Origin of the sequence: Flexivirga aerilata, assembly GCF_013002715.1 — a bacterium.
Taxonomy (GTDB): domain Bacteria; phylum Actinomycetota; class Actinomycetes; order Actinomycetales; family Dermatophilaceae; genus Flexivirga; species Flexivirga aerilata.
This window is the reverse complement of the sequence record NZ_JABENB010000001.1, coordinates 1,666,530-1,692,267: the sequence shown is the minus strand read 5'-3', so window position 1 is coordinate 1,692,267 and position 25,738 is coordinate 1,666,530. Positions and strand designations below refer to the sequence as shown.

The 25,738-nt window shown below is 69.9% G+C and carries 23 protein-coding genes; 8 read left to right on the top strand and 15 right to left on the bottom strand.

Features of this window, described 5'->3' with window-relative positions:
* The first annotated feature begins 72 nt into the window (after window positions 1-72).
* Window positions 73-1,422, top strand: a complete 1,350-nt coding sequence (locus HJ588_RS08070; RefSeq protein WP_171153806.1) for a threonine/serine exporter family protein — start codon at window positions 73-75, stop codon at window positions 1,420-1,422.
* Here HJ588_RS08070 and HJ588_RS08065 read toward each other — a convergent pair.
* Both HJ588_RS08065 and HJ588_RS08060 read right to left on the bottom strand, forming a co-directional pair.
* Window positions 1,406-2,755, bottom strand: coding sequence for a M16 family metallopeptidase (locus tag HJ588_RS08065; RefSeq protein ID WP_171153804.1), 1,350 nt, complete (start codon window positions 2,753-2,755; stop codon window positions 1,406-1,408). The two genes, HJ588_RS08070 and HJ588_RS08065, sit on opposite strands and share 17 nt — an antisense overlap.
* Window positions 2,755-4,029, bottom strand: a complete 1,275-nt coding sequence (locus tag HJ588_RS08060) for a M16 family metallopeptidase (RefSeq protein ID WP_171153802.1) — start codon at window positions 4,027-4,029, stop codon at window positions 2,755-2,757. Before HJ588_RS08060 ends, HJ588_RS08065 begins: the two co-directional genes overlap by 1 nt.
* A gap of 147 nt (window positions 4,030-4,176) precedes the next feature.
* Between HJ588_RS08060 and HJ588_RS08055 the strand changes: the two genes are divergently transcribed.
* On the top strand, window positions 4,177-4,401 hold the full coding sequence (locus HJ588_RS08055) for a hypothetical protein (RefSeq protein ID WP_171153799.1): 225 nt from the start codon (window positions 4,177-4,179) through the stop codon (window positions 4,399-4,401).
* 54 nt (window positions 4,402-4,455) lie between these two features.
* On the opposite strand, the gene HJ588_RS08050 is transcribed toward HJ588_RS08055, so the two are convergent.
* Window positions 4,456-5,925 (bottom strand): NAD(P)/FAD-dependent oxidoreductase, encoded by a 1,470-nt coding sequence (locus HJ588_RS08050; protein WP_171153797.1) that lies wholly within the window; start codon window positions 5,923-5,925, stop codon window positions 4,456-4,458.
* A 195-nt stretch (window positions 5,926-6,120) separates the two neighbouring features.
* On the opposite strand from HJ588_RS08050, the gene HJ588_RS08045 reads away from it, so the two are divergent.
* From HJ588_RS08045 to HJ588_RS08025, 5 genes are all read left to right on the top strand, one after another.
* Window positions 6,121-7,335 carry an FHA domain-containing protein gene (locus HJ588_RS08045; RefSeq protein WP_171153795.1) on the top strand — a complete coding sequence of 405 codons (1,215 nt, stop codon included), beginning with the start codon at window positions 6,121-6,123 and terminating at the stop codon, window positions 7,333-7,335.
* Window positions 7,336-7,417: 82 nt separating this feature from the next.
* A complete protein-coding gene (locus tag HJ588_RS08040) occupies window positions 7,418-9,976 on the top strand; it encodes an FHA domain-containing protein (RefSeq protein ID WP_171153793.1) in 2,559 nt (852 codons plus the stop codon).
* A 169-nt stretch (window positions 9,977-10,145) separates the two neighbouring features.
* Window positions 10,146-11,615, top strand: a complete 1,470-nt coding sequence (locus HJ588_RS08035) for a pyridoxal phosphate-dependent decarboxylase family protein (protein ID WP_171153791.1) — start codon at window positions 10,146-10,148, stop codon at window positions 11,613-11,615.
* 14 nt (window positions 11,616-11,629) lie between these two features.
* Window positions 11,630-12,928: a lysine N(6)-hydroxylase/L-ornithine N(5)-oxygenase family protein gene (locus HJ588_RS08030; protein ID WP_171153789.1), complete on the top strand. Its 1,299-nt coding sequence runs from the start codon at window positions 11,630-11,632 to the stop codon at window positions 12,926-12,928.
* Window positions 12,925-15,282 carry a GNAT family N-acetyltransferase gene (locus HJ588_RS08025; protein WP_171153786.1) on the top strand — a complete coding sequence of 786 codons (2,358 nt, stop codon included), beginning with the start codon at window positions 12,925-12,927 and terminating at the stop codon, window positions 15,280-15,282. Before HJ588_RS08030 ends, HJ588_RS08025 begins: the two co-directional genes overlap by 4 nt.
* Here the strand turns inward: HJ588_RS08025 and HJ588_RS08020 are convergent.
* From HJ588_RS08020 to ftsE, 7 genes are all read right to left on the bottom strand, one after another.
* The gene (locus HJ588_RS08020) at window positions 15,272-16,123 is read right to left on the bottom strand and encodes an ABC transporter permease (RefSeq protein ID WP_212755339.1); all 852 of its coding nucleotides are present in this window, start codon (window positions 16,121-16,123) and stop codon (window positions 15,272-15,274) included. The two genes, HJ588_RS08025 and HJ588_RS08020, sit on opposite strands and share 11 nt — an antisense overlap.
* Before the next feature lie 26 nt (window positions 16,124-16,149).
* On the bottom strand, window positions 16,150-17,139 hold the full coding sequence (locus HJ588_RS08015) for an ABC transporter ATP-binding protein (protein WP_171153781.1): 990 nt from the start codon (window positions 17,137-17,139) through the stop codon (window positions 16,150-16,152).
* Window positions 17,117-18,244, bottom strand: a complete 1,128-nt coding sequence (locus HJ588_RS08010) for a LolA family protein (protein ID WP_171153779.1) — start codon at window positions 18,242-18,244, stop codon at window positions 17,117-17,119. Before HJ588_RS08010 ends, HJ588_RS08015 begins: the two co-directional genes overlap by 23 nt.
* 66 nt (window positions 18,245-18,310) lie before the next feature.
* Window positions 18,311-18,808: an SsrA-binding protein SmpB gene (smpB, locus tag HJ588_RS08005; RefSeq protein WP_171153777.1), complete on the bottom strand. Its 498-nt coding sequence runs from the start codon at window positions 18,806-18,808 to the stop codon at window positions 18,311-18,313.
* Window positions 18,809-18,875: 67 nt separating this feature from the next.
* Complete coding sequence (locus tag HJ588_RS19755; protein WP_171153776.1) at window positions 18,876-20,225, bottom strand: peptidoglycan DD-metalloendopeptidase family protein; 1,350 nt, start codon at window positions 20,223-20,225, stop codon at window positions 18,876-18,878.
* Between the two features lie 9 nt (window positions 20,226-20,234).
* On the bottom strand, window positions 20,235-21,155 hold the full coding sequence (gene ftsX / locus HJ588_RS07995; RefSeq protein WP_171153774.1) for a permease-like cell division protein FtsX: 921 nt from the start codon (window positions 21,153-21,155) through the stop codon (window positions 20,235-20,237).
* Window positions 21,155-21,883: a cell division ATP-binding protein FtsE gene (gene ftsE, locus HJ588_RS07990; protein ID WP_171153772.1), complete on the bottom strand. Its 729-nt coding sequence runs from the start codon at window positions 21,881-21,883 to the stop codon at window positions 21,155-21,157. Before ftsE ends, ftsX begins: the two co-directional genes overlap by 1 nt.
* Before the next feature lie 176 nt (window positions 21,884-22,059).
* Between ftsE and HJ588_RS07985 the strand changes: the two genes are divergently transcribed.
* Window positions 22,060-22,833, top strand: coding sequence for a hypothetical protein (locus HJ588_RS07985; RefSeq protein WP_171153769.1), 774 nt, complete (start codon window positions 22,060-22,062; stop codon window positions 22,831-22,833).
* Window positions 22,834-22,923: 90 nt separating this feature from the next.
* Here the strand turns inward: HJ588_RS07985 and prfB are convergent, their stop codons facing one another.
* The 5 genes from prfB to HJ588_RS07960 are packed head-to-tail and all read right to left on the bottom strand — an operon-like array spanning window position 22,924 to window position 25,701.
* A complete protein-coding gene (gene prfB / locus HJ588_RS07980; protein ID WP_171153767.1) occupies window positions 22,924-24,033 on the bottom strand; it encodes a peptide chain release factor 2 in 1,110 nt (369 codons plus the stop codon).
* A gap of 58 nt (window positions 24,034-24,091) precedes the next feature.
* Window positions 24,092-24,592: a hypothetical protein gene (locus HJ588_RS07975; protein ID WP_171153765.1), complete on the bottom strand. Its 501-nt coding sequence runs from the start codon at window positions 24,590-24,592 to the stop codon at window positions 24,092-24,094.
* Window positions 24,589-25,071, bottom strand: coding sequence for a pilus assembly protein (locus tag HJ588_RS07970; protein WP_171153763.1), 483 nt, complete (start codon window positions 25,069-25,071; stop codon window positions 24,589-24,591). The genes HJ588_RS07975 and HJ588_RS07970 overlap by 4 nt, the downstream gene beginning before the upstream one ends.
* The gene (locus tag HJ588_RS07965; RefSeq protein WP_171153760.1) at window positions 25,068-25,469 is read right to left on the bottom strand and encodes a TadE/TadG family type IV pilus assembly protein; all 402 of its coding nucleotides are present in this window, start codon (window positions 25,467-25,469) and stop codon (window positions 25,068-25,070) included. Before HJ588_RS07965 ends, HJ588_RS07970 begins: the two co-directional genes overlap by 4 nt.
* A 4-nt stretch (window positions 25,470-25,473) precedes the next feature.
* Window positions 25,474-25,701, bottom strand: a complete 228-nt coding sequence (locus HJ588_RS07960) for a hypothetical protein (RefSeq protein WP_171153758.1) — start codon at window positions 25,699-25,701, stop codon at window positions 25,474-25,476.
* Window positions 25,702-25,738: the final 37 nt, after the last annotated feature.

The window sequence follows — 25,738 nt, the reverse complement described above, 5'->3', positions numbered from 1 at the left end:
TAAGCGGTGCGAAACCCGCGTCATACCGGGCGATTTCGCGCCGCGGCATGGAACCCGTCACACTTGCCTGCGATGACCAATGAGGACACCTATCTGACGCTGGATCTCGGCCTGCGCGTCGGTGAACTACTGCTCTCCTCCGGCGCCGGTGCGGCCGACGTGAGCATCCAGATGCAGAACGTCGCGCTCGCCTGCGGGCTGCGCGGCGTGAGCTCGAGTGTGACGTTCACCGAGCTGCAGCTGACCCACCAGGAGTCGCCCGATCAGCCGACCGTGCTGCAGGTGCGCAACGTCGTGCAGCGCGAGATCGACTACGAGGACCTCACCCTCGTCGACCAGCTCGTGCGCGACCTGGTCGCCGGGCGGATCGACCGCGACGGCGCGCGCGCCGAGCTCGCCCGCATCGTCTCCTCCGGTCACACCCGCTCCCGCCGCGCGGCCACGCTCGGCTGGGGCGTGATGGGCGTCGGCGTCGGCCTCATGCTCGGCGCCACCCCGATCGTCGTCGTCACGGCGTTCATCGGGGCGATCCTCATCGACGTCAGCACCCGTGCGCTCGCCCGACGCCGGCTGCCGGTCTTCTACCAGCAGGTCGCCGGCGGCCTGCTCGCCACCGTGCTGGCGGTGCTCGTCTCCGCGACCCACCTCAGCCACGAACCCAGCCGCATCATCAGCGCCGGCATCATCCTGCTGCTCGCCGGCGTGAGCTTCATGGGTGCCGTGCAGGACGCACTGACCGGTTTCCCGCTCACCTCGATGGCCCGGTTGCTCGAGGCGACCCTCGCCACCGCCGGCGCGATCGCCGGGGTGAGCGGCGGCCTCACGCTGGCCAACGCGGTCGGGATGGAGATGCCGCGGGTGACACCGGGCAGTTCGATCTACTCGGCGACCCCGCTGATGACCGTCGGCGGCGCGGTGACCGCGGCCGCGTTCGCGTTCGCGTCCTACGCGCCCCTGCGTTCACTGCTGCCGATCGCCCTGGTCGGCGGCCTCGCTAGCACCACCTTTGCGCTCGGCTACCTCGGCGGCCTCGGTGTCGCCTGGCCGTCCGCGCTCGCCGCGGTCCTCGTCGGTCTGATCAGCTACGCGATCGCCGGCCGGGTGCGGGTGCCGACCCTCGCGATCGTCGTCTCCGGGGTGGTGCCCCTGCTGCCCGGTCTCGCGATCTACCGGGGGCTGGCGATCCTTTCGGAGAACTCCGCGCGCGGCCTCATCGACCTCGTCAACGCGGCGGTCATCGCGATCGCACTCGGCGCCGGGGTCATCCTCGGTGAGTACATCGCCCAGCCGCTCAGCCGCGAGGCGCGACGCTTCGAGCAGCGGCTGTCCGGGCCGCGACTGGTCGGCCCCCTGACCGCCCGGTCGTCACGGTCGCGCCGTCATACCGGTCATAGCTCGGAGCGCGTCAGCGGACGACGGTGACCTCACCGCGACCGAGCGCCCGCACCCCGTCGGCGTGGGCCTCGGCGTCCCCGACCAGCACGACGGTGCGCGGCTCCTGCGCCCACGCACCCCAGGCTGCGTTGAGGTCGTCAGCGGTCAGCCCCGCCAGCTGCGCGAGGTATGACGAAACGAACTCCGTTGACAGCCCGTCGAGTTCGAGCGCGGCCGCCTCGTCGGCGACGGCGTCCGCGGTCGCGTAGCGGGCCGGGGCGGTCTTGCCGATGTAGTCGACCGCCGACCGCGTCTCCTCGTCGGTGAGCGGCTTGCCCGACACCTGGTCGAGGATCGACAGGGTTAGCTCGGTGGCCTCGACCGTGACGTCGCTGCGCACCGACCCCGACGCGACGAAGACCCCACCTGCGGCACGCGGCCGGAAGCCGGCGCGGAAGCCGTAGGTGTAGCCCTTCTCCTCGCGCAGCACCGCGTCCAGGCGCGCGCCCGGCGAGCCGCCGACGGCGAAGCCGAGTGCGGGATAGGGCGCCCAGCCGTGTGCGTCGCGCCGGTCCGGCCCGAACGAGCCGACGTAGATCTCGGTCTGCACTGCGCCGGGACGGTCCACGAAACGGATGCGCGGGCCACCTTCGGCGACGATCGCGGCGGGCGAATCCGACTGGGGTGCCTCGCCGTTCACTTGCCAGGACCCGAGCGACCGGTTGAGCGCGTCCAGCGTCGCCGCCTCGTCGAGCGCGCCGGCGACCACGACGGTCGCGCCGGCCGGGCGCACCCAGTCGGCGTGGAAGCGGACGGCGTCGTCCCGGGTAATCGCCCGCACGGTGTCGGGCAGACCGGCGGCCGACCGGGCGGCCCGCGACGCCTGGTCGTAGAAGACCCCAGCCCACTCCAGCGCGGCGCGGGCGGTCGGCGACGCCTGCTCCTGGTCATACTCCGCGAGGCGCTGCCGCAGGTGGCGGTCGACCTCCTCCTGCGGGAAGACCGGCTCACGCAGACTCTCGGTGAGCAGCTCCCATCCGCGCGCGGATCGGCTTGCCATTGCTTCGAGTTCGACCGTCATGCCCCGTGCGCCATAGCCGGCAGAGAGCGCGATGCCGTCGCGTTCGAAGAGCTCGGCGAGCTCGTCGGCCGTGTGCGTCGCGGTGCCCTCGTCCATGGTGCGCGAGACGAGCGTGGCGACACCTTCGAGCTGCCGCGGCTCGACCGAGAGCGGCACCGGCACCACCAGGCGGGTGGAGGTGATGTGCTGCCCGGGACGGTTGTAGAGCAGCACCCGCATCCCGTTGTCGAGGGTGTGCTGCGTCGCCGCCGGGAAGGTCCACGGCTCCGCCGCTGCGACGGCCGGACGGGGCTGCACCATCAGTTCTGCTCCTTGCGGTAGACCACCGTCGCGGCGGCGTCGGGCCGGACATAGGTGGCGGCGATCCGTCGCACGTCCTCCGGGGTGACCCGCGCGACGCGGTCGAGGTAGGTGTTGAGCTGGTGCGGGTCGTCGTAGAGCAGCATGCCGGCGCTGATCACGTCGGCGCGTTCGTCCTGCTGGGCCAGGCTCTGCAGCCACCAGCGCTCGACGTCGGCGCGGGCCGCCTCGAGTTCGGCATCGGTCGGCGGCTCGGCGGCCAGCCGGGTGAGCTCCTCGGCGGCGATCTTCTCGGCCTGCTCGACCGGCACCCCGTCGGCCACGTCGAAGACCAGCGCACCCATCGACGTGCCGTCGACCCGGCCGCCGGCGTTGCGCGACACGTGGGTGACGACCTGGTCGCCGCGCACCATCCGGCGGTAGAGCCGGGATGTCGCGAGCCCGGCGAGCACGTCGAAGGTGACCTCGGAGGTGATGAAGTCGTCGGTGTTGCCGGCCGGCAACCGGAAGCCGAGGTAGACCCGGTTGGCGGGGACGTCGGCGACCCGCTCCAGCCGCTCGGGGTTGTCCAGCGGCGGCAGCGGCGGGTCGAGCGGCGGCGAGGGCGGATGGTCGGGGTTGGTGAGCTCGCCGAAATACTTTGCGGCCAGGGCAAATCCGGCCTCGGGCTCGATGTCGCCGACCAGCGTGAGCACGGTGTTGTCCGGCCGGTAGTGCTGCCGGTAGAACGCGTGCACGTCCTCGACGGTCGCGGCGTCCAGGTCGTCCATCGAGCCGATCGTCGAGTGGTGATAGGGGTGCCCGTCCGGGAAGACCAGCTCGGTCAGCTCGGTGAAGGCGTTGCCGTAGGGCATGTTGTCGTAGCGCTGCCGCTTCTCCTCCTTCACCACGTCGCGCTGGTTGTCGAGGTTGGCCTGGGTGACCGCGGGGAGCAGCCGGCCGTGCCGGTCGGCCTCCAGCCAGAGTGCGAGCTCGAGCGCGCCGGTCGGCACCAGCTCGAAGTAGTTGGTGCGGTCGACCCAGGTGGTCGCGTTGAGCTGCGCGCCCTGCGCCATCAGCGCCGCGAAGTGCTCCCCCTCGGCGACGTTCTCCGAGCCCTGGAACATCAGGTGCTCGAAGAGGTGCGCGAAACCGGTGCGCCCGGGCTGCTCGTGCCGCGAACCCACGCCCACCCAGAGGTTGACGGCCACCGTGGGCACGGAGTGGTCCGGTGAGACGACGACGCGCAGGCCGTTGTCCAGCCGGTGCGTGGCGATCGGGTAGTCAGGCCGCATGCCCGCACCCTACGCGGCGCGCCGGCTGAACAACTCCTGGGAGTTCGCCCGGAGACCTTGTTCGCGGCGACCCCCTGGAGCACGATCGACCTGGCACCGCCGGGACCGCCCGGCCGCGCTTTCCATCCCCCATCAGGAGGCATGCTCATGGCAGTTTCGGTCAACCTCGCCAAGAAGCTCGACAAGGCCTACGAGGACAAGGAGCTGAAGGACATCCTCGACGCGCCCGTCGACGCCCTCGCCGGACTGACCCCGCGTCACACGGAGGCCTTGAAGGAACTGCTCGGCATCAAGACCGTGCGTGACCTCGGCTCCAACAAGTACTTCGCGACCGCCGGCGTGCTGGTCGCGCTCGAGAAGCACGAGGGCTGACCCGCCGCGGCGCCGGTCGTCATACGACAACGAGGTATGACGACCGGCGCGCGATCAGCCGGCGTCGCGCTTCGGGTCGGGCGTGCGCTCGGGAAGCGCCCGGCCGCTGCCGAGCGGCACCTTCGCCTCGAAACCGCTCTCGTCCAACGCATTTCGGGCGAAGATCTGCTGCTCGGTCGCGGTGCGCTCACCGCGGGTGCGGCCGAGGAACGACACCGCCCAGTGGAAGAACGTGCCGAGCTGGCTCTTGAAGCCGATGATGTAGAACAGGTGCACGGCCAGCCACATGAACCAGGCGATGAAGCCGGAGAAGCGCAGCTTGCCCATGCTCGCCACCGCGCTGAACCGCGAGATGGTCGCCATCGAGCCCTTGTCGAAGTACTTGAACCGCTCGTCGGTCGGCTGCCCCTTGAGGCGGTGCAGGATCTGCTTGGCGGCGAACTTGCCGCCCTGGATCGCGACCTGCGCGACACCCGGGAGATTGTCCAGGGAGATCATGTCGCCCACGACATACACATTGGGATAGCCGGGCAGGGTGAGGTCGGGCTGCACCTTGATGCGGCCGGCCCGGTCGAGTTCGGCGCCGCTCTGCTCGCTGAGGGTCTTGCCCAGCTCGCTCGCCTGCACGCCGGCCGCCCAGACCTTGGTGAGCGCCGGAATGCGCTGGTGCGCACCGTCGCCGGTCTCGACCTCGATGCCCTCGGCGTCGACGTTGGTCACCTTGGTGTCGAGCAACACCTCCACGCCCATCGACTCGAGCTTCTTGCGGGCCTTGGCGCCGAGGTGGTCGCCGAACGACGGCAGCACGGCGTTGGCCGCGTCGATCAGGATGATGCGCGCGTCCTCGGAGGCGATGTTGCGGAAGTCGTGCGGCAGCGTGCGCTTGGACAACTCGGCGATCTGACCGGCCATCTCCACGCCGGTCGCGCCGGCACCGACCACGACGAAGGTCATCAGCCGCTCGAGGTCCTGGTGGCGCCCGGAAGCCGCTGCGATCTCTGCGAGTTCGAACGCGCCGAAGATCCGGCCGCGCAACTCGAGCGCGTCGTCGATGCTCTTCATGCCGGGTGCGTAGACGGCGAACTCCGGGTGGCCGAAGTAGGACTGGCCGGAGCCTGCGGCGACGATCAGCGAGTCGTAGTCGTAGATGGTGTCGGTGCCGAGCGCGGTGGCGGTGACCGTCTGCCCCTGCAGGTCGATGTCGACGACCTTGCCGTAGGCGACCTCGACGTTCTTCTGCTTCGCCAGCACCTCGCGGGTCGACGGGGCGATCAGGCCTTCGGACAGGATGCCGGTGGCCACCTGGTAGAGCAGGGGCTGGAACAGGTGGTAAGTGGTCGACGAGATCAACGTCACGTCGACGTCGGCGTGCTCGAACGCCCGCGCCGAGAACAATCCGCCGAACCCGGAGCCGATGATCACCACCCGGGGGCGACCGGTCGGCACGTGACCGTGAGCCGGTTTCGCGGCCGCGCCGGGCCCGGTTTCGTCGAGTGTGGGCCCGGTTTCGTTGAGTTCAGACATCTGCACCTACCTCCGTCGCGTGACGACCTGTCGGCCGCCCGAATCCGGCTTCCCACGCTAGTGGTCGCATGCGCCGGTTTCCGTATGGTTCAACATCCGAGCCGGGACCGGACTTCCGATTTCGTGGAAGATGTGTGCGTTTTCACTGGAGCGTTACCCTTGCCGGAGCCCACGCCGTTCGTCCCGGAGGCATTGATGAGCAACCCGAACGACCCCTCGCAGCAGCAGTGGGGCGAGCAGTCCCACCCCTCGCAGCCCGGTGGGTATGACGGAAGCGCGCCCGCCCCGGGTTACGGCCGGCCGCCGCAGGGCGACGGGCCCGCGGGCGGCGAGTACGGTCGCCCGCCGGCCGACCAGCCGTGGACCGGGCAGCCGGGGCAGTCGCAGCAACCGAGCTACGGGCAGCAGGGGTACGGCCAGCAGGGTTACGGCCAGCAGGGGTACCAGCAGCAGGATTACGGCCAGCCGGGTTACGGCCAGCAGGGGTACCAGCAGCAGGATTACGGCCAGACGCCGCACTACGGCTACTCGGCCCCGGCCGAGCCGGCGCAGATCCAGTGGGGTCCGCCGCAGCCGGCGTCCGGCGCGCCCGCGTGGGACGGCCCGACGGCCTTCGCCGCGGCACCCGCTGCTCCCCCTGCTTCCCCCGCTTCCGAGGCACCGGCCCCGGCGCCCTACCGCCCGGCTCCGTCGACCGGCGCCGACCAGCCCGAGCAGCCCGGCCAGTCGGCCCCCGAGCGAGCCCCGCAGCCGGAACAGGCTGAACAGCTGGCACAGCCGGAACAGCCATGGGTGTCCTCCGGTGCCGCGCCGACCGCACAAGAGGTCGTCGGCGACTGGCAGGCATCCCGCGGTTCGGCCGCTCCTGCTCCCATGACTCCTCCTCCCGCAGCTCCCGGCAACCCGGCTCCCGCTCAGGAGGCGAATGCGCCTGCGCCGCAAGCGAATCCGCCTGCGCAGGAGGCACCGTCGTTCGCACCCGAGGCCCGAGAGGCGCGGGAGGCGCAGCGACCCGCCGAAGCACCGCGGGCCGCCGAAGCGCCGGCACCGGCATACGAGCCGGCGCGCGAGACCCCGGCACCGCAGCAGGACGCCGACATCGCCCGCGCGCAGACCGTCACCACCCCGGCCGTGCCGGAGCCGACCCCGCAGGATGAGCCCGGCGACGACGCGCTCACGATCGGTCGCGGACGCGACAACTCGATCGTGCTGGACGACATGCTGGTGTCGCGTCAGCACGTGCGCATCACCGCCGACGCCGAGGGTCTGGTGCTGGAGGATCTCGGCAGCCGCAACGGAACCTATGTCAACGGGCGTCGCGTCGAACGCACGCATCTGTCCGAGGGAGACCGCATCGGCATCGGCGCGGCGACCTTCGAAGTGCGGGACGGCTGGTTGCTGAACATCTGACCGAGCCGCGCCCCACTAAGGTGTGCAGCCGGGAAGGGACGCGCGACCGCGTCAAGCCGACACACATGGGGGACGCGCCGCTGTGGCCACAACCACCGTCGAGGTCTCGTGCGAAGGGCGCACGATCTCACTCACATCCGGTCAGACCGCAGTCATCGGGCGGGGCCTGGACTGCGACCTGGTCATCACCGACGCCTTGGCGTCCCGCCGGCACGCCGAATTGCGGCTGACCGGCGCCACGCTCACCGTCACCGACTTGGGCAGCTCCAACGGCACGTTCGTCGACGGCGAGCGCATCGGCGCACCGATGGCCCTCGGGCCCGGCAGCCAGCTGCGCCTCGGCGGTGCCGCCGGCCCGCAGGTCGGGCTGCGGTCGGCACCGGCAGGGGTCGCCGCCCGTATGCCGGGCGCCGCGGCCACCGCGTCGGTCACCTCGACCCCGGCGGCGGCCGGCCAGTCGCGCCACGAGACGCACGCGCCGGCAGCGCACTCCGCCAAGAGCGGCCCGCTTCCGCGCAAGAAGCAGGGCGTCGCCCCGCTGCCCAAGGCGCCGAGCAACACCGGCGTGGTCTTCGAGCGCTACTCCCTGCCGAGCGGCCCGATCCAGCAACGCACGCCGGTCGCGGCCGGCAGCCGCGCGACCGTCACCGGCTCGGTGCCGCAGGTCATGCCGGTCGAGCCGGGGGCCGGCGGCCACGGCACCGGACGCGCGATCACCATCGGCCGCGGGCTGGAGAACGAGATCGTCCTGGACGACCTGCTCGCCTCGCGCCAGCACGCCCGCCTCGTGCCGTCCGGCGGCGGCTTCGAGGTGCACGACCTGGGCAGCCGCAACGGCACCTACATCAACGGTCAGCGCGTCACCGCCGGCCGGCTCGGCGAGGGCGACCTGCTCGCGATCGGCCACTCGCGCTTCACCGTCCGGCAGGGCCAGCTGGTCGCGAGCGTCGACGAGGGCGACGTCAACTTCGTGGCCAACCACCTGAGCTTCACCCTCGACGGCGGCAAGAAGCTGCTCGACGACGTGTCGTTCGCCCTGGAGGGCTCGAGCCTGCTGGCGATCATCGGACCGTCGGGCGCCGGCAAGTCGACGATGCTGAAGGCGCTCATCGGCTCGCAGCCGGCCACCGAGGGCGAGGTCTACTACGACGGTCGCGACCTCTACAGCAACTTCCAGGACCTGCGGCACCGCATCGGCGTCGTCCCGCAGGACGACGTCGTGCACCGACAGCTGACCGTGCAGCAGGCGCTGCGTTTCGCCGCCGAGTTGCGCTTCCCCGACGACCTGCCGGACGAGTTGCGCAACCAGCGGGTCGACGAGGTGATGGCCGAGCTCGGACTGACCGAGCACGCCGACACCCGTGTCGACAAGCTCTCCGGCGGCCAGCGCAAGCGCACCTCGGTCGCGCTGGAGTTGCTCACCCAGCCGTCGCTACTCTTCCTCGACGAGCCCACCTCTGGTCTCGACCCGGGCCTCGACAAGCAGGTCATGCAGACACTGCGCGGCCTGGCCGACGGCGGACGCACGGTCGGGGTCATCACGCACAGCGTCGCCAACCTGGACGTGTGCGACAAGGTGCTGCTGCTGGCCCCCGGCGGCAAGGTCGCCTACTTCGGACCGCCCGGCGACCTCCTGCCGTTCTTCGGCGCCAGGGATTACGCCGACGTCTTCAACGCCGTCACCGGCGACCCGGACGGCGCGCAGCAGCGCTTCCGGGAGTCACCGATGGAGGACGAGCAGGTCGAGGGGCCGCTCAGCGCTCCGCGCCGGGAGGCTCCCCCGCTGGAGAAGCCGCCGCGGCAGCAGAGCATCCCCTCCCAGCTGTCGACCCTGGCCCGGCGGCACGTGCGCGTCATACTCGCCGACCGGGGCTACTCGATCTTCATGCTCGTCCTGCCGATCGCTCTCGCGCTGGTCGCGATGCTGGTGCCCGGCAGTTACGGCCTGCGTCAGCAGCCGCCGATCGGACCCGGCCCGGGGCAGGTGCGCTTCCACACCACCGAGCCCCTCCAGTTGCTGGTCTTCCTGATCATCGGCGCGGTCTTCATGGGCACGGCCGCGACCATCCGTGAGCTCGTCGGCGAACGGGCAATCTATAACCGCGAGAAGGCAGTTGGGCTCTCACCGCAGGCCTACCTGTGGGGCAAGCTGACGATCTTCGGCGTGCTCACGCTGCTCCAGTCGATCCTCATGGTGCTGCTCGTCAGCCTGCGCAAGCCGATGCCGGACAGTGCCGTGCTGCTCGGCTCGTCGACGGTCGAGATCATCGTCGCCTGCTGGCTCACCGCCTTCGCCGCGGCGTCGCTCGGCCTGCTGCTGTCCAGCGTCGTGCGTACGTCCGAGCAGGCGATGCCCGCCCTCGTCATCTCGATCATGGCCCAGCTCGCGCTGTGCGGTGGCCTCTTCCCGGTCAACGGCCGGCCCGGGCTGGAACAGGTCTCCTGGCTGACGCCCGCTCGCTGGGGGTATGCCGCGTCGGCCTCGACCACCGACGTTCGCACGATCCTGCTGTCCCAGGACGACCCGCTGTGGCAGCACTCCGCCGGCGTCTGGACGCTGTCGATCGTGATGCTGCTCGTGCTCGCCGCGCTCTACTCCGCGATCACCCTCTGGCGGCTCACCCGCAAGAGCACCGACTGAGCCTGCCACTCACGCACGGCCTCTCGAACGGCCCTGGGAACCCAATGTTCCCAGGGCCGTTCGCGTTGTCGTGCACGCTGCGCCGGTCGATGTGACGCGCCGCATCTTGCATCGTCCAATCGTCTTGTAGTTAGGTTAGCCTTGCCTTTGTCAGCGACGAGAGGACGCAATGTCCCTGCCCCCTGATCCGGCCGACTTCCTGCTCGACGGACACAGCCCGGCCAGATATGAACGCGATCTGATCAGTGCCATCGGCGCCGTCTCGGCGACGTTTGCCGAGTGCGACGCCACCTTCTCCGGCATCGACCACGAAGCCCTCCGCCGGGAGGTCGACGCGGTCGACCTGCAGCAGCCGACCAGCGACTGCGCGAGCGCCCTGCGCGAGCTTGACCGGCTCTACCTGCGCGACGCGGTCTACTTCCACCACCCGCGCTACCTCGCGCACCTCAACTGCCCGGTCGTCCTTCCCGCACTCGCGGCGGATGCCGTTGCCAGCGCGGTGAATTCGTCTCTGGACACGTGGGACCAGAGCGCCGGCGGGACCCTCATCGAGCAGCGGCTGATCCAGTGGACCTGCGACCGGCTCGGCTTCGACGCGGCCGCCGCGGACGGCATCTTCACCAGCGGCGGCACCCAGTCCAACCTGCACGCCCTCTACCTCGCCCGCGAGCACGCGGTGGGGAGCCGGCACGCCACCGACCGCACTGCAGCGCTCCCCCGGTTGCGCGTATTCGCTTCTGCGGACAGCCATTTCAGCGTGCGCACCGCTGCGCGGCTGCTCGGCCTGCATCCGGACGCCGTGGTGCCGATCCCCACCGACGGACATCGCCGCCTGCGCGTCGACGCGCTGCGCGCCGCGATCGACAGCGCCCGTGCGGAGGGATCCATCCCGATGGCCGTCGTCGCCACCGCGGGCACCACCGACTTCGGGGTGATCGACCCGTTGGCGGAGATCGCCGAGGTCGTGCACGAGCAACCGGCGCCGTTGTGGCTGCACGTCGATGCGGCATACGGCGGGGGGTTGCTGGTGTCCCCCACCCGGCGGTCACTGCTCGCCGGCATCGAGCGCGCCCACTCCGCGACCGTCGACTTCCACAAGTCGTTCTTCCAGCCGATCAGCGCCAGCGCGCTCCTCGTCCGCCGCAGCGAGTGGATGGACGCCGGCCGGCACCACGCCGACTACCTCAACCCGGTCCGTATGACGCGCGCCGGCATCCCCAACCAGGTCGACAAGAGCCTGCAGACGACCCGCCGGTTCGACGCCCTCAAACTCTGGCTCACGCTGCGGGTCATGGGCGCCGACGCGATCGGCGAGCTCTTCGACCGGGTCATCGACCGTGCGGGCGAAGCGCACCGCCTCGTCGCGTCCGACCCGCGCTTCGAGGTCGTCACCCCGTCGGACCTCAGCACGGTGGTCTTCCGCTTCGCCGGCACGGACGAGGCCAATCTGGCTGCCCGCGCGGCGCTTTCGGCCAACGCCGAGGCGATGATCGCCAGCACCACCGTCGACGGGCGCACCTTCTTGAAGTTCACCCTGCTCAATCCGCGCACCACCCTCGCCGACATCGCCGAGGTGGTGGCGCTCATCGCCGGCTACGCGTCGGAGCACCTGTCCGCCCAGCCGTCTCTGGCCTCGTGAAAACCGGGAACGCAATGACCACACACGATTTCATCGGCATCGGCCTCGGGCCGTTCAACCTCGGACTCGCCTGCCTCACCGAGCCGCTCACCGACGTCGAGGGTGTCTTCCTCGAACGCGGGCCGTCCTTCGACTGGCATCCCGGCATGATGCTGCCCGGTGTCACCCTGCAGGTGCCCTTCCTCGCCGACCTGGTCACGCTCGCGGACCCGACCTCGCCGTTCAGCTTCCTCAACTTCCTGAAGCAGCGAGGCCGCATCTACCCGTTCTACATCCGCGAGTCGTTCTTCCCGCTGCGCCGCGAATACAACGAATACTGCCGCTGGGCCGCCGACGGGCTGCGCAGCGTCCGCTTCGGGCACGACGTCCGGTCCGTGACGTATGACGAGGCCCGCGGCAGCTACCGGGTGGTCTCGCAGCGCGCCGACTCCGGCGAGCTCGTGGAGCATCACGGGCGCAAACTCGTGCTCGGCACCGGGAGCGCTCCCTACCTGCCGCCCGCAGCGGCGGGACTGGCCGGGGATGCGATCCACAACGCGCACTACCTCGACCACAAGGCCGCCTTGCAGGCCAAGCGAAGCATCACCGTGGTCGGCAGCGGGCAGAGTGCGGCCGAGGTCTACTCCGACCTGCTCGGCGAGCGGGAAACCCATGGCTACCAACTCAATTGGGTGACCCGGTCACCGAGGTTCTTCCCGCTCGAATACACCAAGCTCACGCTGGAGCTGACGTCACCGGACTACATCGACTACTTCAGCGGCCTGCCCGAGGACGACCGATACCGCCTCGCCGGCCAGCAGAAGGCGCTGTCCAAGGGCATCGACGCCGACCTGATCAACGACATCTTCGACGAGCTCTACGCGCAGAGTCTGCACTCGAGCCCGACCACCCGGCTCCTCACCAACACCTCCGTCGAGCAAGCCTCCTACGACGCCGCAACCGGTTGCTACACCTTGGGATTGCACCATCACGAGCAGGACCGGCGCTTCACGCTCGAGACCGAGGGGCTGGTCTTCGCCACCGGCTACCACCACCCGATGCCGGACTTCCTCGCACCGATCCGCGACCGGCTGCGCTTCGACCGCCGCGGCCGCTTCGACATCGCCCGCAACTACACCGTCGATCGCGACGGACGCAGCGTCTTCGTGCAGAGCGCCGGCGAGCACGTGCACAGCGTCTCCTCCCCCGATCTCGGCATGGGCGCCTACCGCAACTCGTGCATCGTGCGCGAGCTGACCGGCCGCGAGGTCTACCCGGTGGAGAAGTCGATCGCCTTCCAGGAGTTCGGCGCACCGGCAGGGGCGATCTCATGACGCCGGCACCGACCCGCGTATACCGCGACCACCACGGCGAATTCAGCGTCCGCCCGGTCGAGCCCGCCGCCGACGCGACGCTGCTGCACTCCTGGGTCACGCATCCCAAGGCGACGTTCTGGATGATGGCCGACGCGTCGGTCGCCGACGTCGAGCGCGAATACCGGCGCATCGCGGACGACCGGCACCACGAGGCCTTCCTCGGTCTGGTCGACGGCGTGCCGGCGTTCCTGATGGAGCGCTACGACCCGGCCCGCGTCGAGCTGGTCGGCGTGCACGCCGCCGAGCCCGGCGACGTCGGCATGCACTTCCTGGTCGCGCCCACCGACCGCCCGAAGCACGGCTTCACCCGATCGGTGCTGCGCGCCGTGCTGTCGGCGATCTTCGCCGACGACACCGTGCGGCGAGTCGTCGTCGAACCCGACATCCGCAACACGGCCGTGCACCGGCTCAACGCCGCGGTGGGTTTCACACCACTGCGCGAGGTCGCCCTGCCGGCCAAGACCGCGCTTCTCAGCATCTGCACCCGCGAAGACTTCACCAACCACGAATCAGTAGAGATGACAACGCCATACCGCACACCTGCCCACACTGCCGTCGCCCATCTGAACCCGCACGACTGGGCGGCCGCCAACAGGCTTCTGCTCACCAAGGCACTCTCGGAGTTCAGCCACGAGCGCCTGCTGGAGCCGATCGCACAAGACGGTGAGCGCTGGACGATCACTGCCGAGGCCGGCCGCGTCGTCTATTCGTTCGCGGCCGAGCGGCTCCCGCTCGATCACTGGCAGATCGACGCGGACTCGGTGACCTGCACGGTCGACGGCGCGCCGCGACCGCTCGACCTGATGCAGTGCGTGCTCGACTTCCGCACCGAGCTCGGCCTGTCCGACCAGGTGCTCCCGGTCTATCTGGAGGAGATCGCATCCACGCTCTCCGCGGTCGCGTTCAAGCTGTCCGGCACACCGCCGACGAGCCGGGAGCTGCTGGCGGCCGGCTTCCAGGCGATCGAGGCCGGCATGCTGAGCGGCCATCCGTGCTTCATCGCCAACAGCGGCCGCGTCGGCTGGGGCGTGCACGAATATCAAGCGTTCGCACCGGAGTCCGGGCAACCGGTGCGGCTGCTCTGGCTGGCCGCCCGACGTGACCTCGCGACCTTCACCTGCAGCCGCGACACGTCATACGACGAGTTCATCCGTGGTGAGCTCGGCGCGCAGGTCGACGACTTCGCAGGGCAGCTGCGGGCCCATGACCTCGACCCGGACGATTATCGGCTGATCCCGGTGCACCCCTGGCAGTGGTGGAACAAGCTGTCGGTCACCTTCGCGGCCGAGGTCGCCGGGCAACGGCTCGTCCTGCTCGGGGAAGGGCGCGATGCCTATCGCGCGCAACAGTCGGTGCGCACCTTCTTCAACACCAGTGACCCCTCGAAACACTATGTGAAGACGGCACTTTCGGTGATCAACATGGGCTTCATGCGCGGTCTGTCCGCGGCATACATGGAGGCGACACCGGCGATCAACGACTGGCTCGCCGACCTCATCGCCGCCGACGACACCTTGAAGCGCACGGGCGTCGGCGTGATCCGCGAGCGGGCCGCAATCGGTTACCACGCAACCCAGTTCGAGCAGGCGACCGACCGCTACTCCCCTTATCGCAAGATGCTCGCGGCACTGTGGCGGGAGAGCCCAGTGCCGCAGCTGGAGCCGGGCCGCAAGCTCTCCACCATGGCGGCACTGCTGCACGTCGACGCGGACGGTCAGTCGGTCGCAGGGGCCCTGATCGACGAGTCCGGTCTCACCCCCGCGCAGTGGTTGCGCGGCTACCTCGACGCCTACCTGGTGCCGCTGCTGCACTGCTTCTACCGCTACGGACTGGTCTTCATGCCGCACGGGGAGAACGTCATCCTGGTGCTGAACGACGGCGCGGTCGAGCGGGTCGTCATGAAGGACCTCGCCGAGGAGATCGCGGTCATGTCCCCCGACACTCCGCTGCCCGAGGCGGTCGAGCGCGTGCGGGCCGACGTGCCCGAGCAGGTGCAGCTGCTGTCGATCTTCACCGACGTCTTCGACTGCTTCCTGCGCCACCTGAGCGCGATCCTGCACCAGGAGGGGCTGATCGCGGCGGACGACTTCTGGGCGACGGTCGCGCAGACAGCAGCCGATTACCAGTGCTCGGAGCCGGACCTGCGAGCAAGGTTTGAGCAATTCGACCTGTTCGCCGAGGAGTTCGCGCTGTCCTGCCTCAACCGGCTGCAGCTGCGCGACAACCAGCAGATGGTCGACCTCGCCGATCCGGCCGGTGCACTGCAGCTCGTCGGCACTCTGCGCAATCCCATCGCCGGGTTCAACTCGTGATGTCCTTGCCGGCGAACCGCGCCCAAGCGGCGAGCAGGAACACCGCGATATAGCCGAGATCGACGAGCGCACCCTGCGTCACTGCCGAGTAGTCGGGCGGGTCGCGCATGAGGTCGGCGAACGCCGGCCACTTGTCGACGAGCAGCCACGGGTGCAGCCCCGACAACTGCGGTATGGCGTCGAGCACCCACATCGCCGAAGTCACCACCATGAGCGCGACGGTCGCCGCGATGGGCTGCTCGGTCAGTGTCGACAGGAAGAGGCCGACCGCTCCGAGCGCGCACAGGCCGAGGGCGACGTAGGCGGTCGACAGGGCGAGTCGCCCCAGGCCGGTGCCGAGCGGGATCTGGGTGCCGGACAACGTCGTCAGCGACCCGGTGCCGAAGATCGTGGTGCCCACCGCCGCACCGACGATCGCCACGGCGAAGGCAGCGACCAGCGAACCGGCAACGATGCCAAGGTATTTCACGGTCAGCACGCGCACCCGTCCGGCGGGCACGGTGAGCAGGTAGCGCAGCGTGCCGGAGTGTGCTTCGCCGGCGATGGCGTCGCCACTGATCATCGAGATCGCCAGCGGGAAGAAGATGGTGATCTCGAAGGTCAGTGCCGCGAACGCCACGAAGACGCCGTTGCCGACGATCTGGTCGATGAACCCGGGCGGGCCGCCGCCCCTCGGGTTGTCCTCGGTGAGCCGCACCGCGACGGCGAGCAGCACCGGCATCGCGATGAGCACGAGCAGCCCGGCCTGATTGCGCCGGCGCCCGGCGATGAGCCGCAGCTCGGACCGCAGGAATCGTGCAGTGGTGATTCGGGGTCCTCGCGAGGTATCGGAGCGAGGCACGAGCGGAGAACTTCGTGGGGCGGCTTTCATTGACGCACCTCGAAGCCTTCGCCGGTGAGCGAGACGTAGAGGTCCTCGAGGCTGGGCCGGTCGATGCCGAAGCGTCGCACCCGCACACCTGCGGCGACGAGCTCGGCCACCAGGCGTTCGGGCGGCAGCCCGCCGGGCTGACCGGTGACGACCTCGCCGTCGGCGGCCAGGGCGGCGACGCCGGCCGTGCTCAGCACCCGCATCGCGTCGGCCGGGTCCGGGGTGTGCACGACGAGCTCTGCGGTCTGACCGGCGCGCAGCTCGTCGATGCCGCCCTGCGCGACCAGCTTCCCGGCGCTCATGACTCCGACGTGGGTGCAGATCTGCTGGATCTCGGCCAGCAGGTGGCTGGAGATCAGCACGGTGATGCCGTCGGCGGCGAGGCCGGCAACGAGGTGCCGCACCTCCCGGGTGCCTTGCGGGTCGAGGCCGTTGGTGGGTTCGTCGAGGACCAGCAGGTCTCGGGGCGCAAGCAGGGCCGCCGCGATCGCGAGGCGCTGCTTCATGCCGAGCGAGTAGGCCCGAAAGCGTTTGTTCGCAGCGGGTTCCAGGCCGACGCGCTCCAGCGCGGCGCCGATGCGGGCCGCGCTGGTGCGCGCGTCGGACCGGGCGTCGGCGGCGTCGAGACGGCGCAGGTTGGCAAGGCCCGACAGGTGCGCGTGGAACGCCGGCCCCTCGATCAGCGAGCCGACCCGGTGCAGCGCGCTGGTCAGCTCGGCCGGCATCGGCTGCCCGAGGATGTCGTGGTCGCCGCTCGTCGGCGCGACCAGCCCCATGAGCATCCGGATCGTGGTGGTCTTGCCCGAGCCGTTGGGGCCGAGGAAGCCGTAGACGCTGCCGGACGGCACCCGCAGGTCGACGCCGTCGACTGCGCGTTGCTTGCCGAAAACCTTTGTCAGTCCTCGCGTTTCAACAGCGTATGGCGAGCCACCTGATCGGCCGTCCGCTTCTGCGGCGGCGGGGTCAGCCGCGGCTGAGGGCGGCATATAGCGTCGAAGCAGGCACCGCTCCGGCCGCGTAACGACCGTCGTCGGTGATGACTGCGGTGACGAGCGCGGTGTCGAGCAGGCGGCCGCGACCCCAGCTGCCGGACACCTCCGGCAGCAGCCGCAGCGCCGACTGCAGCGACGAGTCGTCCTTGGCGACAGTCTGTTTGGGCGGCAGCTTGCCGACCACGACGCTCGCCCAGTCCTTGCCGATCAGGCGCGGCGGGGTGGCCGAGCGCGCCGTAGCCTCCGGCTTCGCGCCCTTCGCCTTCGCGGCGTGCGGGGTCGCCTCGGTGACCTTCGCACCCGGCGGCGGGGTGAAGTCGAACCGGCTCGCCGGCTGCTTGCCGTAGTCGACGGAGGTGAAGCCGACGTTGACCGCGGGCTTGCCGGCTCCCTTGGCGAAAACCTGTGCCCGCAAAGGGGTTTGGTTGGCGGCGTCGATCGCGATGCGCACCGAGCCGATCTTGGTGCCGGCGGTCTTCGGGGTCAGCACCAGCTGGTAGGCGGCCCGGCCGGCGACGCGCTCGTTGCTGCTCGTGGTGACCGCGGTCGACGGGTCGAGCATGCGCAGCGCCCAGGACGCCACGCCTTCAGGGGTGCTCAATTCGGCCGGCAGCTGAGAGGTCTTGTCATCACCCGCCGCACGCTGCGCGCCTCCGCGCGCGGCCGGCACCGGCACGTGCACGACCGACTTGTCGGCGCTCTGCCACAGCCAGAGGCCCTTGGCGTTGCTCACCAGATCTGTCTCCGAGCCGTCCCCGAGCAGCGCGACCCGTGCGGAGGTCTTGCCGTCATACCAGACCTTGGCGGTGTGGCTGCCGGCGAGCAGCGCCAGCGGTGAGGCGTTGCCGCTCCCGCTCGTCACCGACTCGGGCAACTGCGGCAGCCCGAGGGACGAGGTCGCCCGGACCGTGCCGGAGAGGGCCGTGGGCTTCGCCTGCTGCAGGTCGACGAGGAGTTGTTGCGCGGTGCGTGGTTGCAGGTCGGTGGCCGCGTCGGCCGGCCAGTGGGCCGCGAGTTGGGAGCCGGTGACGACGACCGCGAGCGCCGCGCCGGGTGCGATCCAGCGAAGTGCGGGACGTCGGGTGAGAAGTCCGCTCATTCCCCGAGCATAAGCCGCGAAGCTGTGACGTGGCCGACAGCGGCAAGTGGCCGGTGAGGGACGCCGTCAGTGCGCGCGGCGCAGCGACATCGAGCGCTCGGCCTCGCGCTGGTCCTGCCGCTCGCGCAGCGCCTGCCGCTTGTCATACTGCCGCTTGCCCTTGGCGAGCGCGATCTCGACCTTCACCCGTCCGCCGTCGCTGAAATACATCGACAGCGGGATGAGCGTGTGGCCGGCCTCGCGGGACTTGCCGAGCAGCTTCTCGATCTCGTGGCGGTGCATGAGCAGCTTGCGCCGGCGCCGGGCCGAGTGGTTGGTCCAGGTGCCGTTGAGGTACTCCGGGATGTGGACGTTCTCCAGCCAGAGCTCACCGCCCCGGTCGGAGGCGAAACCGTCGACCAGGGACGCGCGACCCATCCGCAGGCTCTTGACCTCGGTGCCGGTCAGCACCAGGCCCGCCTCGACGGTGTCCTCGATCAGGTAGTCGTGACGCGCCTTGCGGTTGGTCGCGACGACCTTCTTGGCCGGCTCGTTCTTCGCCGACTTCTTCGCGTTCTTGGCCATCCCACCAGTTTACGGAGGCGGCGCAACTGGATTCCCGCGTCAGTGCCGGGTCGCCCGCCGGCCGGGGTCAGCTGATCCAGGGCGCCGGATTGACGTAAGCACCGTTGGCCAGCACCCCGAAGTGCATGTGGCACCCGGTCGAGCGCCCGGTGGTGCCCGAATAACCGATGAGCTGCCCGCGCGACACCTTCTGCCCCGCCGACACCACGGCCGCCGACTGGAAGTGGGCGTAGTAGCTCGCCAGGTTGGTGCCGCCCAGATAACCGTGGTCGATCAGCACGTGGTTGCCGCCGACGCTGTCGTAACTGGCCTGCACGACGGTGCCGTTGCCCGCGGCATACACCGGTGTGCCGCAGGCGTAGGGGAAGTCGTCACCCTCGTGCAGCAGGCGTACGCCGAGCACCGGGTTGACCCGCCAGCCGAAGCCGGAGACGACCGCACCGAGCGGCATGGGCGCGGCGAGCACCCCACCACCGGAGGACTTGCCGGCGGCGGCCGCCTGCGCCGGCGGCTTCGCCGGCTGGGTGGCGGTCTGCGGCGGGCGCTTCGCCGCCTTGGCCGCGGCGATGTTGCGGGCCCGGATGACGCCCGCCAGCCGCGCCGACTCGGCCTGTTGCGACTTCAGGTCGGCGAGTTCGGCGGTCTTCTGCTTCTGCAGGTTGTCACGCTGCGTCCGCTGCGTCTTCTGCAGGGTCAGCAACGCGTTGCGGGCGTTGGTCGCATTGGTCTGCGCGGTCTTGGCATTGGTCTCGGCGTTGCTCGCCTGCACCGTAAGAGTCGAGATGCGCCGCCGGGTCGCGCTCAGCCGGTCGTCGGCGGCGGTGCCCGCGGCCTGCTCACTGGCGAGCCGGGTGAGGACCCCGCTCTGCTGCCGCATGACGACGTCGGCGAGCGACAGCTGGGAGGTCGCGTCGCCCGTGCCCGAGAGCACGTTGAGGGTCAGCTCCCAGTTGCCGAGACCGCCCGACATATAGCTCTGCCGGGCGATGCCGCCGACCAGCACCTTCGACTTGGCCTGCTGCTTGGTGTTGGTCGCCAGGTCCTTCTGGTTCTTGGTCTCGTCGGCCTGGGCGATCGCCAGCTGCGCGCGCATGTCGGACAGGTGGTTCTGCGCGTTGGTCAGGTTGGTGTTGGCGTTGGTCAGGTTGGTCTGCGCCGTCTTCACCTTCGCGTTGGTGGCGGTCAGCGCGTTGTTGGCGTTGATCAGCTTGGCGGAGGTGTCGTCGAGGTTGGCCTGGGTGTCGCTGATCTTCTTGTCGACTGTTGATTTCTGCTTGTCGACGCTCGACTGCTGCGGCTTCTTGGGGTCGGGGCTCGCCTGCGCGCCCTGCCCGGCCGTCGCCAACAGCGCCACCAGCACCGCGCCCGTCGCGGTGCCGACGACGCGACGCCGGATCGTGTTGCGCGCGAACGACATACGCACTCCCTACACCCGCAGGAACCGTCGGAGGGTCAACCACGCCGTGGCGAGCGCGATCACGATGGCGCCGGCCACGAGCCACGGCGCGAAGTCCCACACGTCCTGGGTGCCGATCATGCTGACCAGGTCGCCACCGGACCCGCGGGTGTTGAAGAGGCCCTCGACGCCGTAATGCACCAGCGCCCAGAGCAGACCGATCGCCAGCGCCGCGCCGAGCAGCGTCGCGACGAGGATCTCCATCACGAACGGCAGATAGATCACCGTCGCCGAGGCCCCGACCAGCCGCATGATGCTGACCTGCCGCCTGCGGGAGTAGGCGACCTGACGAATCGTGGTGGTGATCAACAGGATTGCGCAGATCACCATCACCGCCGCCAGGCCGACGGCACCGACACTGACGACATTGAGCAGTTTGAAGAACGTGCCGAGCACCCGGCTCTGGTCGCTCACCGCCTCGACCCCGGGTTGCCCCCGGAAGGCGTCGACCACGTCGGAGTACTTGTCCGGATCCGACAGTTTCACCCGGTATGACGCAGGCAGCGAATCCGCCGACACGTCGGACAGGTAGGGGCTGTTGCGGAACTGCTGCTTGAAGCGCTGGTAGGCGTCGGCCGAGGACTCGTAGTAGACGCGTTCGACCAGGGGCTTCATGCCGTCGAGCTGGCTCTTCACCTGGTCCTGTTGGGCCTTGGTCGCGGCGCCGCCGGTGCACGACTGCACCTGGGTGGACTGGTTGGTGCAGAAGAAGATCGAGACCTGGATCTTGTCGTACCAGAAGCCTTTTGCCACGCTCACCTCGCGCTGCGCCAGCAGGCCGGCGCCGAGGAAGAACAGCGAGATCATCGACACGAGCACGACCGAGATGATCATCGAGGCGTTGCGGCGGATGCCGTTGGCGACCTCGCCGAGCAGGAACGTCACCCGCATCAGGCGTCGCCCTCCCTGGCGCGGGTCTCGTCATACGCCGGGAGACCGCGGGTGTAGCCGCCGCTCGCCTCGTCGCGCACGAGGACGCCGTCGGACAGCTCGAGCACCCGTTTGCGGAAGTCGTCGACGATGCCCTGGTCGTGGGTCGCCATCGCGACGGTCGTGCCGGTCTTGTTGATGCGGTCGAGCACCGTGACGATCTCCGCGCTGGTCTCGGGGTCGAGGTTTCCGGTCGGCTCGTCGGCGAGCAGGATCGGCGGCTTCTTGACCACCGCACGGGCGATGGCGACGCGCTGCTGCTCGCCACCGGAGAGTTCGTGCGGCAACCGGCCGGCCTTGCCGTCCAGCCCGACCAGGTCGAGCGTCTCCGGCACGAGTTGCTTGATCCGGTGCCGCTTGGTGCCGAGCACCCGCAGCACAAACGCGACGTTCTGGTAGACAGTCTTGCCCTCCAGCAGCCGGAAGTCCTGGAAGACCACGCCGATCTCCCGGCGCAACGCCGGCACCTGCCGATCGGGCAACGCCACCAGGTCACGACCGGCGACCAGCACCGAACCCTTCGTCGGCGACACCTCACGGGTGACCAGCCGCATCAGCGTCGACTTGCCCGAACCCGACGTGCCGACCACGAAGACGAACTCGCCGCGGGTGATCTCACAGGTCACGTCGTCCAGCGCGGGTGCGCCGCCCGCGTCATACCTCTTGGTGACGTGTTCGAGACGAATCATGTGCGCGGGGAGGCCATTTCATGGTCAGCGGGGTGGGCGTCAACACCGTATGACGCGGCACGACCGCGGTCCTGCAGGCGCGCCGAACGAACGACCGACGCACCGATCCTGTGCACAGTTCTGGACAGGTGGCTAAGGTTGGTGCGGCGCAGCGACGCGCAGAGAGGGAGACAACCGTGACGGACAGGAGCAGGGGCCGGCACAGAGCGGCCGGTAGTGCAGGGGGCGGGGCCAAGGGCGGCTGGCTGGTGGCGGCGGTGATCGCCGTGCTGCTCGCCGCAGGCATCGGCGGCTGGGCGTTCGGGGTCAATCGCGACAACTCACCCACCAACGCCGGCTCGTCGTCGAGCGGCGAGACCGCGCCCGCCCCGGACGGAGCGAGCGACACCACCAGCCCCGGCACCGACACGAGCCCGACCGGCGACGCCGGGGCGTCGGCCGCGCTGACCGGATGCCGCGCCAAGGTCGCGGCCGGCGACAGCCTCGCCAAGGCCGCCGACGCGGTCTACAAGGACTGGTCCGGCCACGTCTACACCCAGATCGACTACGACGCCGGCAAGGTGTCGGAGGCCACAGCGAAGAAGGTCTGGGCCGACACCAAGGCGGCCGGCCCGGGGCACGTCAAGACGTTCGACTCCGACAAGACCGCCTACGACAAGGCCGCCGGCTGTGACGGCACCGCCTCGGTCCCGGCCGCCGACCGCACGCCGATGGAGCAGTGCAGCAACCGGGCGAGCGCGCTCGCCAAGGTTGCGTCGACCGGCTCGGTGCTCAACTCCCAGTGGAAGGAGCACCAGGTCCAGATGACCCACACGATGCAGAAGCAGCACGACCCGAGCGCCTACTACGGCGAGTGGTTCAACCGCATCAGCGCCGCGAAGAAGCCGCTGAAGGACTACGAGTCCGCAGCCGCGGCCCTCAAGAAGGCGCCCAGCTGCCCCGGCGCCTGAGGCGCGGCCAGTTACGGCCGCAGTCAGATCACGTATGACGGCGCCGCCGCGGACCCCGCCGGGTTGCCGGAGCTGAGCCGCCGGAGCTGATCAGGCGGCGCGTTCCTGGTTGCGCTTCCAGCGGATGCCGGCCTCGATGAACGCGTCGATGTCGCCGTCGAAGACGCCGGAGGTGTTGCCGACCTCGTACTCCGTGCGCAGGTCCTTGACCATCTGGTAGGGGTGCAGCACGTAGGAACGCATTTGGTCGCCCCAGCTCGCGGTGGAGTCGCCGGCCAGCTCCTTGCGCTGCTTGGCCTCTTCCTCGCGCTTCAGCAGCAGCAGCCGCGACTGCATGACGCGAAGGGCGGCGGCGCGGTTCTGGATCTGGCTCTTCTCGTTCTGCATCGACACCACGGTGCCGGTCGGGATGTGCGTCATACGCACTGCCGAGTCGGTGGTGTTGACCGACTGGCCGCCGGGGCCGGAGCTGCGGAAGACGTCGATCTTGAGTTCGTTCTCCGGGATCTCGATCGAGTCGGTCTGCTCGATCAGCGGGATCACCTCGACCGCCGCGAAGCTGGTCTGCCGGCGGCCCTGGTTGTCGAACGGGCTGATCCGCACGAGGCGGTGCGTGCCGGCCTCGACCGACAGGTTGCCGTAGGCGTAGGGCACGTTGACCTCGAAGGTGGCCGACTTGAGGCCGGCCTCCTCGGCATACGAGGTGTCCATGACCTTGGTCGGGTAGCCGTGCCGCTCGGCCCAGCGCAGGTACATCCGCAGCAGCATCTCGGCGAAGTCGGCTGCGTCGACACCACCGGCGCCGGCGCGGATCGTGATGACGGCCTCACGCTGGTCGTACTCCCCCGACAGCAGCGTGCGCACCTCGAGCTCGCCGACCGCCTTCTGCAGGTCGGTGAGTTCCTTCTCGGCCTCCGCCAGGGTGTCGGCGTCGTTCTCCTCCTGGCCCATCTCGACCAGCACCTCGAGGTCGTCGATGCGGTTGTCCATCGTCTCGACCCGCTCCAGCTCGGCGTTGGCGCGCGACAACTGGCTGGTGATCTGCTGCGCCGACTCCGGGTCGTCCCACAGGCCCGGCGCGGCCGACTGCTGCTCGAGGTCGGCGATCTGGGTGCGCAGCGTGTCGAGGTCGGTCACGTCACGGACGGAGCCCATGGTCGTGCGCAACGCCTTGATCTCTGCGGGGAAGTCGGTAGCCACAACCTCACAGGGTACGGCGTCGCTACCGGTGCGGCGAACCGCGGCGATCTGAGCGCGATCAGCCGACGTCGGCGCGGGCGCGCGACTGCACCGACACGTGCACGTCACCGAAGACCCCGGACCAGAGACCCGCCAGCATCGGCGGCCGTACGACGGCACTCACTCGCACGACCGCCGTCCGGCCGTCCGCGGCGACCGCCCCGCCGGCAACCTGCCAGCCGAGCACGTGAGCGGGGACCGGCTGACCGGCCAGGCTGCGGGTCGCGGTGGTGCGCACGTCGGCATCGGAGAGGCGCAGCTGCTCACCGACGCCGCCGCGGTAGATGCCGGCTTCGTCGACCGAGTCGGCCGCGTCGGCCGCCGCGGCATCGGCCGCGTCCAGCACGTGCACCCGGGCCAGCTGCAGTGCGGTCACGTTGATCCCGCCGACGATCAGCATGCCGAGCACGGCGAAGAGCCCCGCGATCAGCAGCACGACCCGGCCGGCGTCGTCACCGCGTCCCGGCAGCCGCGCCCGCACCGCGGAACGCGCGCTGCGCGTGGGGTGATGGGCGCTCATGGCGTGCCCGGAGCGCGGTAGCGGTCGACGGACTCGGCGTGCCGCGAGTGCAGGTGCACCGACGACGGGACGGCGCCGCGCAGGAAGTCCGGGATCAGCGGCAGCGGCACGTCGAGGTCGGCCGCGCTGTCGATCGTGCCGTCCGGGCTGAGACACGGGCTGCGCGTGCACGCGACCCGCACGCTCCCCTGCCCGCCGAACCCCTGGTCGCGGAAGGCCAACGCCGCCGCTGCCTGCGACCGGGTGGCACCGGCGGCGTCCGAGGGCGCCGTGACGAACATCCGCGACGACTCCCGCGCGGCGGCGGCCACGGCATACGTGCCGGCCTGGAGCCTGGCGAGGGTGATCACCAGGTAGAAGACCGGCAGGGTGAGCAGCACCCCGATCACGATGAACTCGACCAGCGCACTACCGCGCTCCCCGTCCCCCACTCGTCGCCGGACTCGCGCGCAGGTATGGCGAAAAGCGTTGCGTATCATTGGGATTCCTCGTATGCCCGACCGGAGACGGTCAACGACTGGGATGGCCCGAACGGGCCGATGATCGGCAACGGTGCACGCACCGTCACCTGCACCACCTGCGCGCCACCCTCGGCCTCGACGGTTGCCGACACGTTCCGTGCGTAGCGTCCGGACAGGCTCGCTCCGATCAGCTCGCGGGCCCGCTCGGCACCCAGCTGCGGGGTCGCGTCGGCGCGTGCCCCGTAGCGGGCGCCTTCGGCGGCGTTCTCGATCAGCGTGTTGCGCACGTAGAGCGAGAACCCGAGCTGGAATGCCGCCAGAAAGAACAGCACGACCAGCGCGCCGACCATCGCGAATTCCGCGACGGCAGAGCCGCGTTCGGCATCGGAGGGCAGTCGCCACCCGCCGGTCGGCATCGGTTCAGCGTCCGCCGCCGGTCACGCTCTGGACCGCGGTGTTGAACAGGCTGGTGAGCGTGCCCTGCGCGGTCGCCCAGAGCGCGGTGACCAGGCCCGCCGTCATGATGGTGATCAGCACCCAGCCGGGCACGTCTCCCCGCTCGCGCTCGGCGACCGCCCGGGCGTAGCGCACCTGCACGTCGTGGAAGGCGAGCAGAGCACGGGACTGCAGCTTGTCGATAGTTGTCATTTCTTCCTCCTGATGATGGATATCGTTGTTTGTCAAC